This is a genomic window from Streptomyces sp. NPDC059785, assembly GCF_042732375.1.
In the GTDB taxonomy this organism is placed as follows: domain Bacteria; phylum Actinomycetota; class Actinomycetes; order Streptomycetales; family Streptomycetaceae; genus Streptomyces.
In genome coordinates this window covers 1-14,187 of record NZ_JBHWHV010000057.1, presented here as the reverse complement: position 1 = coordinate 14,187, position 14,187 = coordinate 1, and the positions used below count along the sequence as shown (strand labels likewise).

The 14,187-nt window shown below is 69.5% G+C and carries 11 protein-coding genes and 1 tRNA gene; 3 read left to right on the top strand and 9 right to left on the bottom strand.

Translation table 11 applies throughout. The annotated features are described in order from the left end of the window. Positions 1-243: 243 nt before the first annotated feature. Together ACFV6E_RS33185 and ACFV6E_RS33180 are read left to right on the top strand one after the other, a co-directional pair. Positions 244-1,806 carry an alpha/beta hydrolase gene (locus tag ACFV6E_RS33185; RefSeq protein ID WP_385162516.1) on the top strand — a complete coding sequence of 521 codons (1,563 nt, stop codon included), beginning with the start codon at positions 244-246 and terminating at the stop codon, positions 1,804-1,806. Positions 1,807-1,944: 138 nt separating this feature from the next. After that, positions 1,945-2,018 (top strand) — tRNA-Thr (locus ACFV6E_RS33180). A gap of 85 nt (positions 2,019-2,103) precedes the next feature. Here the strand turns inward: ACFV6E_RS33180 and ACFV6E_RS33175 are convergent. The 9 genes from ACFV6E_RS33175 to hisH all read right to left on the bottom strand — a co-directional run bounded on the left by ACFV6E_RS33175 (position 2,104) and on the right by hisH (position 12,885). Further along, complete coding sequence (locus ACFV6E_RS33175) at positions 2,104-2,820, bottom strand: HisA/HisF-related TIM barrel protein (protein ID WP_385466811.1); 717 nt, start codon at positions 2,818-2,820, stop codon at positions 2,104-2,106. Continuing rightward, on the bottom strand, positions 2,817-4,112 hold the full coding sequence (locus ACFV6E_RS33170) for a phosphoribosyltransferase (RefSeq protein ID WP_385466808.1): 1,296 nt from the start codon (positions 4,110-4,112) through the stop codon (positions 2,817-2,819). The genes ACFV6E_RS33175 and ACFV6E_RS33170 overlap by 4 nt, the downstream gene beginning before the upstream one ends. After that, entirely contained in the window at positions 4,109-4,906 is a 798-nt protein-coding gene (locus tag ACFV6E_RS33165; RefSeq protein ID WP_385466805.1) for an HAD family hydrolase, read from the bottom strand. The genes ACFV6E_RS33170 and ACFV6E_RS33165 overlap by 4 nt, the downstream gene beginning before the upstream one ends. Beyond that, positions 4,903-7,905, bottom strand: a complete 3,003-nt coding sequence (locus ACFV6E_RS33160; protein ID WP_385466802.1) for a methyltransferase domain-containing protein — start codon at positions 7,903-7,905, stop codon at positions 4,903-4,905. The genes ACFV6E_RS33165 and ACFV6E_RS33160 overlap by 4 nt, the downstream gene beginning before the upstream one ends. Then, entirely contained in the window at positions 7,802-8,512 is a 711-nt protein-coding gene (locus ACFV6E_RS33155; RefSeq protein WP_385466800.1) for a phosphoribosyltransferase, read from the bottom strand. Before ACFV6E_RS33155 ends, ACFV6E_RS33160 begins: the two co-directional genes overlap by 104 nt. Then, positions 8,505-9,893: a hypothetical protein gene (locus tag ACFV6E_RS33150; RefSeq protein ID WP_385466797.1), complete on the bottom strand. Its 1,389-nt coding sequence runs from the start codon at positions 9,891-9,893 to the stop codon at positions 8,505-8,507. Before ACFV6E_RS33150 ends, ACFV6E_RS33155 begins: the two co-directional genes overlap by 8 nt. Next, positions 9,890-11,158, bottom strand: coding sequence for an aminotransferase class V-fold PLP-dependent enzyme (locus ACFV6E_RS33145; RefSeq protein ID WP_385466794.1), 1,269 nt, complete (start codon positions 11,156-11,158; stop codon positions 9,890-9,892). The genes ACFV6E_RS33150 and ACFV6E_RS33145 overlap by 4 nt, the downstream gene beginning before the upstream one ends. A 297-nt stretch (positions 11,159-11,455) precedes the next feature. Then, on the bottom strand, positions 11,456-12,250 hold the full coding sequence (gene hisF / locus ACFV6E_RS33140; RefSeq protein ID WP_385466791.1) for an imidazole glycerol phosphate synthase subunit HisF: 795 nt from the start codon (positions 12,248-12,250) through the stop codon (positions 11,456-11,458). Beyond that, a complete protein-coding gene (gene hisH / locus ACFV6E_RS33135; RefSeq protein WP_385466788.1) occupies positions 12,232-12,885 on the bottom strand; it encodes an imidazole glycerol phosphate synthase subunit HisH in 654 nt (217 codons plus the stop codon). Before hisH ends, hisF begins: the two co-directional genes overlap by 19 nt. Before the next feature lie 216 nt (positions 12,886-13,101). On the opposite strand from hisH, the gene ACFV6E_RS33130 reads away from it, so the two are divergent. Continuing rightward, the gene (locus ACFV6E_RS33130; protein ID WP_385466785.1) at positions 13,102-14,097 is read left to right on the top strand and encodes a phosphotransferase family protein; all 996 of its coding nucleotides are present in this window, start codon (positions 13,102-13,104) and stop codon (positions 14,095-14,097) included. Positions 14,098-14,187 lie beyond the last annotated feature (90 nt).

The following is a 14,187-nucleotide window of genomic DNA, read 5'->3' as shown; positions in this document are numbered from 1 at the left end:
GGGGCACTGATTCCGGCGTCGGCACAGGCAGAGTCGGCGCTGACCGGCTGGGGCGGACGGGGTTCCGTGAGGGCCGTGCACGCTCCCGTACGACCGAGGTTGACCAGGTCACTCGAACGAGGCGGTTCGACGACTCGCTGTGATCATTCGGCAGCGCAGCGTTACGCTCGCTGGATGCACTACAGGCGCTTCCTCCGCCCACGCCGGACGTCCCGCAGGGCCCGGCACCTCCGTTCGTCCCGGATGTCACGTCCGCTGCGCGCGGGCGGCACGCTGCTCGCCGCGACGGCGCTGCTGGCCTCCGCCTGCTCCTCGGGCGGATCCGCGACGACCTCCACGGCGAAGGCGGAGGCGGCGCTGGCCGCACTGCCCCGGGCGACACCTGCCGCGCTCGCCCCGTACTACGGGCAGCGGCTCGACTGGCGCGCGTGCGGCGTCCCCGGCTTCCAGTGCGCCTCGATCAAGGTGCCGCTCGACTACGACAAGCCGCGGTCGGGCAGTGTGAAGCTTGCCGTGGCGCGCAAGAAGGCCACGGGCCCGGGCAAGCGCCTCGGCTCGCTGCTGGTCAATCCGGGCGGCCCCGGCGGCTCCGCGATCGGCTACCTCCAGTCGTACGCGGGCATCGGCTACCCGGCGAAGGTCCGCGCGCGCTACGACATGGTGGCGGTCGACCCGCGCGGCGTGGCCCGCAGCGAGCCGGTCGAATGCCTCAGCGGTCCCCGGATGGACGCGTACACGCAGACGGACCTGACGCCCGACGACGACCAGGAGACGAAGCGGCTGGTCGGCTCTTTCAAGGGCTTCGCGGAGGGCTGCGGCCGGCACTCGCCGGCACTGCTGCGGCACGTGTCGACGGCCGAGGCAGCCCGTGACATGGACGTGCTGCGCTCGGCACTCGGCGACGAGAAGCTGTCGTACGTCGGTGCCTCGTACGGGACGTTCCTCGGGGCGACGTACGCCGGGCTCTACCCGGACCGGGTCGGGCGGCTGGTGCTGGACGGCGCGATGGACCCGGCGCTGTCGGCGCGCGAGCTGAACGAGCAGCAGACCGCGGGTTTCGAGACGGCGTTCCAGTCGTTCGCGAAGGACTGCGTACGGCGGAGCGACTGCCCGCTGGGCGAGGCGGGCACGAGCACCGGACAGGTCGGGGCGAACCTGAAGGCGTTCTTCAAGCGGCTGGACGGGGCGCCCATCCCGGCGGGCGACGCGGACGGCCGGAAGCTCGGCGAGGCGCTGGCGACCACGGGCGTGATCGCGGCGATGTACGACGAGACGGCCTGGCCGCAACTGCGCGAGGCGCTCACCGCGGCCATCGAGGAGAGGGACGGCGCGGGCCTGCTCGTCCTCTCCGACAGCTACTACGAGCGGGACGCGAACGGCGGCTACTCGAACCTGATGTTCGCCAACGCGGCCGTGAACTGCCTGGATCTGCCGCCGGCCTTCTCCTCGCCGGAGGAGGTGGAGAAGGCGCTGCCCGACTTCGAGAAGGCGTCGCCGGTCTTCGGCGAGGGCCTGGCCTGGGCGTCCCTGAACTGCGCGTACTGGCCGGTGCGGCACAGCGGCGAACCACACCGCATCGAGGCGAAGGGCGCGGCCCCGATCCTCGTGGTCGGCACCACGCGCGACCCGGCCACCCCGTACCCCTGGGCGCGGTCCCTGTCCGGCCAGCTCTCCTCCGCGAGGCTCCTCACCTACCGCGGCGACGGCCATACGGCGTACGGGCGCGGCAGCACGTGCATCGACTCCACGATCAACGACTACCTCCTTCAGGGCACCGCCCCCACCCGGGGAAAGCGCTGCTCATAGCCCACCCACCCGGGGAAAGCGCTGCTCATGGCCCCGCCACCCGCCCCGGCGGCCACCGCCCCGGGGCGTGTGCGGAGCACCCCCGGAAACTGTGTAGACTTACCGACGTCGCTGATCGCACCATAGTGCGGACAGCTCGCCGCCTTAGCTCAGATGGCCAGAGCAACGCACTCGTAATGCGTAGGTCTCGGGTTCGAATCCCGAAGGCGGCTCCGTCGAAAGCCCCAGGTCTCATGCAGTGAGACCTGGGGCTTTTTGTTTGGTGGCTGGTGGGGGCGGGCGGTGCTCGGAGGCTTTTCAGGACAGGCCGAGCGGCGGAAGCAGGTAGGCGCGCCCCACCACCGCCCCGAGACCTTTGCTCCAAGCGTGCTGCAACTCCGACCAGCGTGTCAGACCACCCGCGTACCAGAACTGGCAAGAGGGGTGGGCCGCGGCAATGGACTCGATCCGGTCCCAGGCGGGCGGCCGGTGCCGCAGGGCAGCCGCAGTGTCCGTGTACAGCACCGGGCACCTCCCGTCCGTGGCCTCCAGCACAGCGTTCAGGGCTTCGGAGACGGGCAGGTCGGTGGGGGACGTGAACCCGTTGACGACAACCCGGTCGTCCAGAGCGTCGATGCTCACCATCAGGCGCTCCGGTGCGGAAAGGCGCGCCAGCGCCGCGATCTCCCCGCGGTCGACACGGCCGTCCTGGAACAGCCGCGAGGATCCCAGCAGAAGGCCGGCCGCGCCTTGGTCGAGCAGACGGCGGGTCAGGGGGTCGCTCGCGGCGAGCCGTCCACCGAGCCACACGCGGCCCGGATGCCGCTGCACCGTCCGCTCGAGCAGGGTCGTCTCCGGCGCAGCATCGACGCTCCGGTCCAGATCGATGACGGCCAGGGGGACACCGGCTTCGAGGAGCCGGTCGATGAGGCCGTCCGGCGGCTCTCCTGGGCAGGCGGTCACGTGACCCCGGCGGATGTCGATGTTGACCCGCCAGAGATCGGTGGGCGGGTCCTCGGGAAACAGCCCGGTCACGCGGCTCTCCTTCCGGCCGGGGGCAGAGCCGCGGGCGCCGGGGGAACCGCGGGCTCGTGCCAGTTCAAAGCCGCGTGCGCGAGTTCGGAGCGCATCGCCTGCAATTGGTGTGGCGTCCAACTGCCCAGGCAGAGCGCCGTGTCGTACGAGGCCGTCATCTGCAGGTGCAGCGTGGAACGTACCTTGTGGGCAGGGTCGTCGAGGTAGGCTACGGCGTCGCCCCGCAGCAGGTGGCCGATCAGTCTGTCCTGGATTCGGTGGTGCAGGTTGGGCCGCAGGCTGGGCAGGTCCGCGGCGTCGGCCACATCGTGCCGTCCGTCCCGCTGGTACAGATGCCAGGCGGTCTCCACGCTCCGCGTCGTCGTCCGCCCGCCGAGCTGACCGATCAGAGTCTTCGCCGCCCGCAAGGTGGTGCCATACCCCACGTTGTCGTCGACCACCAGCACATGACGTCCGTGGACGTGCTCCGCCAACCGCGCGCGGTGCCCCGGCGGTCCGACCAGTTCCGAGCGGATGGTGCCGTCCGCCTTCCGGTAGTCGACCCAGGACAGATCGTGGAAACCGAGGCGTATGAAATGGACCGTGAGTTCCCGGTTGGCCCGCGTCACCGGCAGGATCGCCCGGGCCGCGAACCCGAGGGACAACGAGCCGTACAGCGGTACCACCACGGCGGTGATGTCCGGGCTGCGGTCTATGACGTGTGCGGTGAGGAACGCGAGTTCGTCATGGAGCTTGGCCTGGCTGTCCAGCTCTCTGAAGACTCTGAGCGCGGGAAGCGACGAGAAGCCCGCCAGGTCGGGCAGTGGCTCGTCGGTCCATCCCCCGGGTGCGATCCCGGACAGGCCGGCGCTGAGCCGGGTGCCGGCTTCCAGGAGGGAATCGAGCAACTTCTTGTCCCCGTCGCTGTCGCTCTCCCGTTCGGTCAGGTGTTCCCACATGCTGAAAGCGACGGCAGCGTAGAAGTTGTGCAGGTTCTCCACGAGAGCGCGCCGGAGAGCGGGAACCGGTTTGTCGTGGCGGCCCTCGATGATGCGCAGCGCACGATGGAGTGCCGGAGCTGCCGGAACGGCAAGCTGGGGGGCGTAGTAAGCGCTGGAGCGGCTCAACGCGACCTGCGCGGAGGCCTGGGGAAAGAACCGGGTGAGCAGGGTCTCCGGCACCCCCATGGCGACCGCGGCGTGCAGTTCCGTCACCGGGATGCGGAAGACGCCCAGGACATCGTGCGAGGGCACGGGATCGGTGGCGAGAACGGCGGGGTCGGCCGCTGTGGGCCGTGCGCACCATGTGTTCACGAGGTTTCCTCCTGAGGATGGCGGTCTGCCCCCCGGGCGCTGAGCACAGAGGGTTCGGTCGTGCCGTGCAGGAGATGTCGGAGGCAGAGCGCGATGGTCGGGAAGCGGGGCGGTGACTGCTCGCCCTCGGGCACGGCAGCCGCTGGGTCCGTGGGAATCCACAGCGGACGCAGCCCTGCTCGGCGGGCGGCGTCCACGTCATTGCGCCAGTCGTCCCCGATGTACAGGCAGTGTTGCGGCGGGATGCCCAGGGCTCGGCAGCAGCGCCGGAAGAGTTCCGGGTCCGGCTTGCGTACATGCTCATCCATACCGCACACGATCAGTTCAAAGTGCTGGAGCAGACCCGCCCGTTCCAGCTTCGTGCGGGTCTGTGTGCCCTCTCCGTTGGAACAGACGGCGAGCCGGTACCGATGGGCGAGCCGCCCGATCAGGCGGGGCAGTTCGGGATCAGGCCTGATGCCCGCCCGCTGCTGGGCGTCGAACTGCGCGATGATCCGGTCGAGGCTGTCGTCGGTCGGTTCCACCCCGCAGTCGGTCAGAGTCCTTCTCCACACGTGACGGCGCATGGCAGGTACGGAACCGAACGGAGCGAGTGTGCGCTCGTAGTCGGTCCACAGAGCGTCGGAAGTGACGCGATAGGTGGCCGCCAGCACGTGTGCGTCCGCCCCGGGGACTCGCGAGGCGAAGTCGAGGCAGACGGTGTCGAGCGCCCGGGTCCACACCCCGTAGGTATCGACGAGCGTGTCGTCCACGTCGAACAGCACGGCTTCTACGTCGGAGAACGCGTCGGTCATAGGTGTCCTTGGTGGGTCATCCGGGCTCCCAGCGCGAGGGCTACCAGCCCGAAGGCCGGAACACGGCTGCGATCACCGGCGGCACTCAGCCGGAAGTAGAGGTCGGGCAGCAGGAACGCGAACACCCGCTCGGGGTCGACCGGCAGTTCCGCGAACCCGTCGAACAAGCGCGTCGTGGTCAGCAGCCGTCGTCCGAGTTCTCCACTCAGTCCGTAGATCAGGCGCAGCTCTCCGGGCAGAACCTCCGCCTCGGTCTCCGCGAGCAGGCCGCTGTGCTTGAGGCAGGAGCCGAGCAACGTGGCCACGGTTCGGTCGAGGTCGTGCAGGCCGGCGAACTCCGTATCCAGCAGCCACCAGCGCTCGCCCGAGGGTGCGACCTGCACGTTGCCCAGATGGACGTCCCCACTGCCGTGTACGAGCCAGGCAGCGGGGCGCCGGGTCAGTTTCCGGGAGCTGTCGATGATGTGCCCGAGGGTGCTGTCCGACGGCCTGCCGTCGAGCACGAGCCGGTGCTCCCTCCAGGGCTTCAGAGTGTCCTGGAGGTCGCGTACCCACCTGTCCACCACTTCGGGGGTCTGCAACGTCTGGTCGGCGCCTTCGGCCACGCTCCGGGTGGGCACCAACGTGGCCGTCGCGGCGCGGGCGACACGGCTGACCACGTCCTCCAGGACCGCGTCGAAACGCTCCGGATCAGTAGTCGCCAGGGCCGAGAGCGGCGAGCCCTCGACATGATCCAGGACCAGTGTGGCCTGGTCGCCGTGGTAGTGCAGGGCCGCCGGTGGGACCGGAAAGTGGCGGGAAAGACCCTGCAGGCCGTCGAACTCCCGCTCCACCATGGTCCGGCCACGGCCGAGCTTGACCACCAGGCTCTCGCGCCGGCCCTGACCCGTCCGCACCGCGAAGACGGGTGTCGAGCTGGGTCGCAGCTGCCGGACGAGCCCGTCGTCGGACCGGTAGACGGGGGCCGGACCGTGACAGTCCTCGGGGACGGCCAGGAAGGGGTCCGTGACATCGGCGCGAATGGAGGCCACACCGCGGTCGACAGCGGCGGAGAGGGCGAACGGTTCCGGGCGGTCGGCCAGATGGGCGAGGTCGACGATACCCGCGCTGAGAACGGTCCACCGTCCGCCGTCGTCCTCCCCGGCGTACAGCAGCGTGGCGGTGTCGCCCGTTCTCTCGGGCAGCAGCGCCGGATAGAAGGCGTACTGCGAGTCCGGTGCGCCGTCGGCCCCACGGTGCAGTACGGGTCCGATCTTGCGCCAGATGCGGCCGTCCGCCGAGACGGCTCCGGCCAGTGACCGGGAAGAGCCTGCTCCGTAGAGGGCCAGGAAGCGTCCGTCCCGCAGGGAGACAACAGCGGGACAGTCGGTCGCGTATGCGTCCGGGCTCCCGGGAACGCCCAGGTCGATCGCCACACCCCGGCGCTCCCATCGGACGCCGTCCTCCGAGCGGGCCAGATGGACGCGTCGGTTGGAACCGTCGCGGCCCGCGTACCACATCCACCAGCCGTCGTGCCGGTGGAGCACGGCCGGCAGCAGCACGTGCTCCCCGTCGCTGGTCCCCGTGGGGCCCGGCCCGAGCGCGACGGCGGGCGGAGTCCAGGAGTGGCCGCCGTCCGTGCTCACCGTGTGGTGGATCCGCCATGGATCCGACGCGCCACGGGCGCCGAACCACAGGTGAAGCTCTTCGCCCGCGCTCACCAGACTCGCGCCGGACACGTCGTCGGTGCGGGGCGGCAGCGGTACGTCGACCGACTCGTCCATCCGCGCCGTTCCTTCCTCGGACAGCGGGGCGAGACGGATGCGGTTGTGCCCGCTGGCGTACCAGGGTTCCGGCGCACGTCCGGGGTGCTGGGCCTGCGTGAAGACACGGTCACCGGCCGCACCGGCAGCCGTGGCGAGCAGGCGGCGGCCGCCGTGGGCCACGGCGGAGGGTGCGAAGAAGATGACGTCCGCGGCCGACGCCACCACCGTTCGACCGCTCCTCACCCTGTCCGCACCGGACGTACCACCGGCGGACCCACTAGGCTCCGGCACTGTGGCCGGCCCGCTGATGTCCGTCGCGGCCTCGGGTCCCGGGCGCCGAGCCGTGATGACGAAGTGGTCCCCCGCCTCGATGAGCTCGGGCAACCGGCTGGTGGATCTGACCACGGCACTCAACTCGCGAAACGATTGCTCGTCGGCACCGACCTTGTCGATGTACGGCCGCATCCATGCGGCCGCGCCCTCGAGAGAGTGGACGTCCACGATCTCGAGGCCGGCCGCCCGCAGCAGTTCTTCCGCCTCCTCCAGCCCGTGGGTCCGCACGGGCGGCATGTAGTCGGCGCGGGTCTCCTCCGACAGCGGCCGGTACCGCCCGTGGTCCAGGTAGTCGCCGTCGAGCAGCGTGCGAATCTCGCCGAAACGGCCCCTCTTGAGCAGATCCCGGACGATCGAGGTCCGGGTCAGGAAGGTGGCGAACAAATGACCGCCGGGCCGGACCGAGGACGCCGCCCGGCGTACGCACTCCGCCGCCTGGCCGGCGTCGATGAGGTGATAGAGGGGCCCGAAGAGCAGGACCGCGTCGAACGTGCCGGGCCGCACCCGCAGTTCTGCCGCGCTGGTGTGCTGCACGTCGATCAGCCGGGAGGAGAGGCCCGCCTCGTCGAACCGGCGGCGCGCCTCGGTGAGACAGGCCAAGGAGAGATCCACGAGGGCCACGTCGTGTCCCTGCTGGGCCAGCTCCAGAGCATGCCGCCCCGGACCGCTCCCCACGTCCAGGACACGACTGCCCGGCGCCAGCCGGCCTGGCAGGATCTCGCGGTGGATGACCTCGAACTCCAGCCGGTGATAGGCGCCTTCCTGCGTACGACGCCACTCGCGCTGCGGATCACCGTCGTAGAAGGCACGTACCTCGTCAAGCGCTACCGCAGCTCCAGGTGCCGTCGTGGCCGAGCCGGACCGATCCCCGGGTCGCGAGGGACCGGAGCCGGGCTTCGAGGATGAGGGGGCCGATGTCATGTCCGAGTTCACGTAGTCTCTCGTCGATCTGCGATGTGGTCAGAGGCTCGGCACGCAGCAGACACGTCGCCGTCTGCTCGAAGTCCCGCAGCACGCGCCAGGGCAGGACCAGCGCGGGAAGCGATTCCATCCGCTGCGCCGCGAAGTCGGGCGCGGGCTGGGCGCCGGTGTCGGCGGCCAGACAGGCCAGGTATGCCTCGACGCCGAAGTCCTCCCGGAGACGGTTCAGGTAGTAACCCGCGGTACGGCCGGAGTCGACCACCTCGTCCACCAGAAGCACGGTGCTGCCCGGTTCGAGTACCGCGGGCGTCAGAAGACCGTCAGCCGCGTCGAACAACGCGATGCGCGCGGCGCCCGCCTCGTCCGCGTTCGCCATGGCGCCCATCACCCGCGCACCCTCGAAGTGGTCGGCCAGACACTGGGCGACGAGCCATCCGCCCTGGAAGATCCCGACTACCGCGGCCGGGGCCAGCCGCGCCGCGTGAACGGCTTCGGCCAGCAGGTCGACACCACGCTGGACGGCCGCCCAGGACACCATGCGCGACGCACGGTCCGGAGCCGCCCGGAAGACGAGCCCGTCCTTCGTCTCCCTGTTCAGTTCAGCCACGACGTACCTCCGGGCCATAGAGATCCCACAGCAGGGCAAGCTGCCGGTCCGAGCCACCGAGCACCCGGGCGAACGCCCCCTCCACCGAGCCGTCCGCGGCGCTCGGCCGCTTGCGCCGAGCCCACAGACTCGTCGCCGAGGGCATGGACCCGCCCAACGCGCGCACCAGATCCTCCATTCGTCCCAGGTGCTCAGCCACGCTTCGGCCCAAAGCCGTGATCTCCTCGGGGTGATTGAAAGGGGTGCCCACGTCGAAGGTGAGCGGCACCAGATAGACAGCCGCGGGCTCACCGGCAAGGACATCACGCAACGCCGCGTGCGTACGCCCCGTGAACACCGAGTCGTCCAGGTGCACTACGACCCGGCCTTCGCTCTCGACACGTCCGGTACGCCACCCCGCCCCGGACACGCGTCCCATCTCCGCTTCATGCACGGAGAGACGGCACGCGGCCGGGCGAACCCGCTGCCGCTCCTCCTCGGTCATCAGCCCCACCCACAAGGGCCCCGTGGACATGGCGCCATACGCCTCGCTCAGCAACAGCACGGGCGCATCGGGATGCGCTGCCCGCAGCGCGGGCCACCGCAGCTCGTACGCCGCGGCGGCCTGCCACATGCAGTCGCCTTCCCGGATCGCCCGCACCGCCCACGAGGGGGGACGCTGCCGGGCGACCTCGTCCCCTATGCCGTGCATCGCGAGGCCAAGGGCCGGATCGGCCGCGACGGCGTGCACGCGCTCGGCCCAGGAGCCCAGACGGGCGCGACGCGGGTCGTTCCACAGGTGCCAGCCGCTCTCCGCCAACAGGTCCGCGACAGCCTGCAAGGCGGCGTCGGCACAGTCGGACACCGACCGCATCCGAAGCTGCCGTGCCGTCCATGCGGCGGAGCACAGATCGTTGGTCATGGCTTCCAGGAAGGCGAGCCAGGCCAGCCAACGACCCCAAGGGATCGGCGTCATGGCCGTTTCATCGCCGAGTTCGGCCGCGTAGTCGGCGTACCGCGGCCAGCCGTCCTGGACCAGCCGCCAGCGCCGGGCGGCCGAAGGGACACGGTCCGGCAGGTACATCTGTGCGTCCGCCGCGTAGTATCCGTAGCCACGCAGGTAGGTCCACGGCCCGCGGGTGACGGCATCGGCGAAGAACACCTTCGCGGTGTCGCCCAGGTTCTCGAAGTCCTGGCGGGACAGCCGGAACCCTCCCGACGGCACCATGGCGAGGCCCGGGTCGGTCTCTGCGTCGGGCAGCGCCACGGTGCGCGAGGCCGCCAGACGCGCCACCCAGTCATGACGCAGGGCCCGACGGTTGTCGGCGATCTCCCGGGCGAGGTCCAGGACATGACGGCTCTCGCCGGGACCGAGCCTGGTGGAAGCCCGGCCGGACGTCATCGACCGCCGCCTGCAGGCAGGCCGGTCCGTTCTCCCATGACGTCGGCGAAGGCGTCCGCGTACGCCTCGATCCGGTCCAGGGTGTCAGAGGCCGTCACCGTGACGGACAGCCGGTTCTTCTCGTAGGCCCTGGCGCCGTCGAACGGTCCGCACAGCCGGGGGCGCCACGTCGCGACCGCGTGGTCCAGCGGGGGCGGCGTGGTGAACAGCGGCATGGCATCGAGCGAGCCGATGGACGGCCGGTGCGCAGGCACACCGGCCTCCTGCAGCGCGCCCACGATCCGCTCGTAGTCTTCGGCGGGGCAACCGCCGGACGGCACCAGCGTGGGCCTGTAGCTGAACCAGCCGCCCATGGTGACCTCGTCCCGCACCCGGGGCGGCTGCACGCCGGGGATGCCGGTCAGCCGGGTACTCAGCCGGGTCAGGAGCCGCCGGCGTCGCGCGACCCGCTCGACCAGGTGCCCGGCCTCGGACCAGGCGATCACGGCGGCCAAGGGGTGGAGCCGGTATTTCAGCCCCAGACCCGTGTCAGCGAACGCCCGCAGCCGCGGATCAGTGATCTGCTTCTCGGAGCGGCCACGGTAGTGGCCTGCCAAGCACGCGCGCTCGAAGATGGCGCGGTCCTTGGTGGCGAGAAAGCCGCCTTCCCCCGCCACCAGCGTTTTCGCCGCCTGCATGCTCCACACCGCGACGTCCCCCACGGTCCCGACCGGGCGTCCGCGGTACGTGGAGAGGTAGGCGTGCGAGCAGTCCTCGATGAGGCGCAGCCCGTGGGTACGGCAGATCTCGGCGATCTCGTCCAGTTCGACCGGGTGCCCCAGGTTGTGGGTGACGACGACGCAGCGTGTGCGCTCGGTGATCGCCGCCCTCAGCGCCGCGGGAGAGATGTTCCCGTTGTCGGGGTCGACGTCCACGAGCACCGGGCTCAGGCCGCACTGCAGAGCCGGCGTCACCGACGCGTGGAACGTGGTGACGGGGGCGATGACCTCGGAACCCGTGGGCAGGTCAAGTGCCAGATAGGCGGAGTGGAGCGCTGCGGTACCCGAACTGCAGGTGAGAACGTTCTGAATGCCGAGCAGTTCTTCCAGTCGGTGTTCCAGCCGCTCGATGATTCCTGAGCCGTCACCGATCGACAGCGGGTTGCCCTGCCGCAGGTATCGCGCGACTTCCTCGACCGTGTCCGCGCTGATTCCTGCCTTGCCCGGCAGAAGGTGCTCGCCGGCCTCGGACTTTTCTTGCGTGGCTATTCGCGATACGTCGACCACAGGATTTCCCTCCCAGTACGGTCGGCGCGAGCAAGATCGGTGCGAGTGACAATGTCCCCCGATGCCGTGACGGGCGGTATCGGGGGCCCAATACCACATCCGTCACGGAGCAACTTCCCCACGCCCCAAGCCAGTTCGGGAAATGATCTTAGACGCGGAGGTCATTTTCGGTCAACTACTCGGAGTGATGTGGTGGTACTCGGCGTGAACTAGGGGCAGGGTTGCTCATGCCGCCAACGCCGACGGCCGGTACCGCTGGTTCGCGGTACCGGCCGTCGGTGGTGGCTTCCCGGGGGCCTAGGGGCAGGGCCTGACCGAGAGGTCGTGCGCCTTGGCCAGGTCCGCCTTGACGTCACGTACCGAGAGAGTGCGCTCCATGCGCGGGGAGTAGAGCAGGGAGCTGATGATCGCCGCCGACGAGGACGCCTTCTTGAAGGCGTCCGCCACGTGGTCCGCGTTGCCGGCTCCGCCCGACGCGATCACAGGGAGGTTCACCGTGTTCGCGATGGTGCCGGTGATGTGCAGCTCGTAGCCCTCGTGCGTACCGTCCTGGTCGATGGAGTTGACCACGATCTCGCCGGCGCCCAGCTCTTCGCCGCGCCGGGCCCATTCCACCGCGTCCAGGCCGGTGGCGACTCGGGCGCCGTCGATGAACACCTCGTAGCCGCTGGGAATCTTCGGAGTCACCGGTACTCGCTTGACCTGCATCGACTGCACCATGCACTGGCGGCCGAATTCCTTCGACCCCTGAGCGATGATCTCCGGGTCGCGCACAGCCATCGAGTCCAGGGAGATTTTCTCGGCGCCCGCGTCGAGCACGGCGTGCATGTCTTCGAGGGAGCGGATCCCGCCGCCGACCGTCAGAGGCACGAAGACCTGGCGGGCCACCGCTTCGATGGTGCGGAGGTCGGCCTGACGACGCTGTGCACTCGCCAGGATGTCGTAGAAGATGACCTCGTCGACGCCGTCGGCGTAGACCGCGGCCGCGATCTCGGCGGCGTCACCGACGTCGATGTTGTCCTGGAATCGGCGCGCCTTCGTGACGCGGCCCTCGACGATGTCGAAGCAGGCGATCAGCCTCGCAGTGAGCACAGTTCCTCCTGCGGAAGCTTGGTGAAACGCTCGAGCAGATCCAGGCCGAGGGGGCCCGATTTCTCTGTGTGGAACTGAGTGGCCATGATGTTCCCCCTGGCCACCGCCGAAACGAACCTCACTCCGTACTCGGTCGTCGCGGCGATGTCGGACTCTTCCGCCGGGTCCGCGTAGTAGGAGTTGACGAAGTAGAAGTGGCCGTCCTCGGGCAGTTCGGCGACGAAGGAGTGCCCGGACTCGCGCCGTACCTGATTCCAGCCCATTTGCGGAACACGAACCGATTCCGGGGTGAACGGCCGTACGGTACCCGGCAGCCAGCCGAGGCACTTGGCGTCTTGTTCCGCACTCGTCTCGAAAAGCACCTGCAGTCCTACGCAGATGCCGAGGAACGGCATGTCCCCTTCGATTACCCTGTCGTGCAGTGCGGACGGCCACCCGGCGCTGTTCAGGTAATCCATGGTCGTGCCCGCGGAACCCACGCCGGGGAGAATGATCCGGTCGACTTCGCCGAGTTCCTCGGATGTCGTCATCAGGCGATTCGGTACGCCAAGGAAATTGAGCGCATACTGCACGCTCTGGGAGTTCCCGGTCTGATAGTCGATCACACCGACGACCGGCCGGTCACGGTAACTCATGAGCGCCTCAATCTATGGTCGTCACGGCGGCGACCAGGTTGGGGTGATGTGCGGCTGTGCTCTCTCGGAGTGCGAGCACAGGTCCATGGTAGCGGCTGCCCAGTAACCGGGCCTTGGAGTCTCACAGGGGGAGACCGGCTGGTCCCGAGGGTCTGGGCGGAGCGGCCGGACGGGAACCGGCCCGCCGGGACGGCCCGCGCCCTTAGCATGCGTCGCATGAAAAGCACGATAAAGCGTTCGCTGACGCCTGCCGATGTCGAGCAGCGAATACGTGAAGCAACAGGAATCGACTGGCGAGTGGAATGCGAATTGACCGATGGCTGGTTCAACTCCGCTTACCGCGTGACGGCGGACCACGGTATGTCCGCCGTGGTCAAGCTCGGGCCGGCCCCGGATGCTCCTGTCCTGAAGTACGAGCGAGGCATCATGGGTACCGAAGCAGATTTCTATCGGCGTGTGACGGCTCACCGGAAAGTGCCGATCCCGGAACTGCTGCACGCCGAGTCGGACTTCCTGCTGATTTCTGTGTTGCCGGGGGAGCCGTGGAACAAAGCGGCTGCCCGGCTGCCGCGAGAGGCACGGGAAAAGCTTCTTCGCCGGGTAGGAGAAATCGTCGCCGACCTCCATGCGATCCGCGAGGGCGCCGGCCTCTTCGGCTGCCCGGCACCGGAGGCCGGGCTGCTCGCCGACGACTGGCCCACCGCCTTCACGGCGATGGTGGAAGCGATCCTGGAGGATGCCGAGCGGTGGAGGTCTCCGCTCGGCGTCAGCACGGACGAGGTGCGGGCGCGGGTGGAAGCGGGAGCGGACGCGCTGGAAGAGGTGCGTCAGCCGAGCCTCGTGCACTTCGATCTGTGGCCGGGAAACATCTTCGTGGACGGCGTTTCCGTGCCGGGTGATCCGCCGCGGGTGAGCGGGATCATCGATCACGAGAGGGCGTTCTGGGGGGACCCGGTCGCCGAGCTGGTGTCTCTGGAGATATGCGGTGACGTCGGGCCCGGCAGTGACTTCCTTGCCGGGTACCTGGACGGTGGGGGCGAGTTGGAATACACGCCGGCAGCCCTGCGTCGGCTGGCGCTCTACCGGCTGTACTTCTCTTTGATACTGGTCGTGGAGTGCGGTCCGCGCGGGTACCGGGGCGACTACGTGGCGCGGTGCAGCGCCAGGCTCGACGCGGCGGTCGACGCGCTGCGTGCGCTCGACGGGCACTAGTGCCCCAACAGGCAACGTTCGCCCCGTCGCGACGCCCGGCACGCACTCTCGCCGCACCGGGCACAAACCCAAGTACGTCCAGTACGAGGG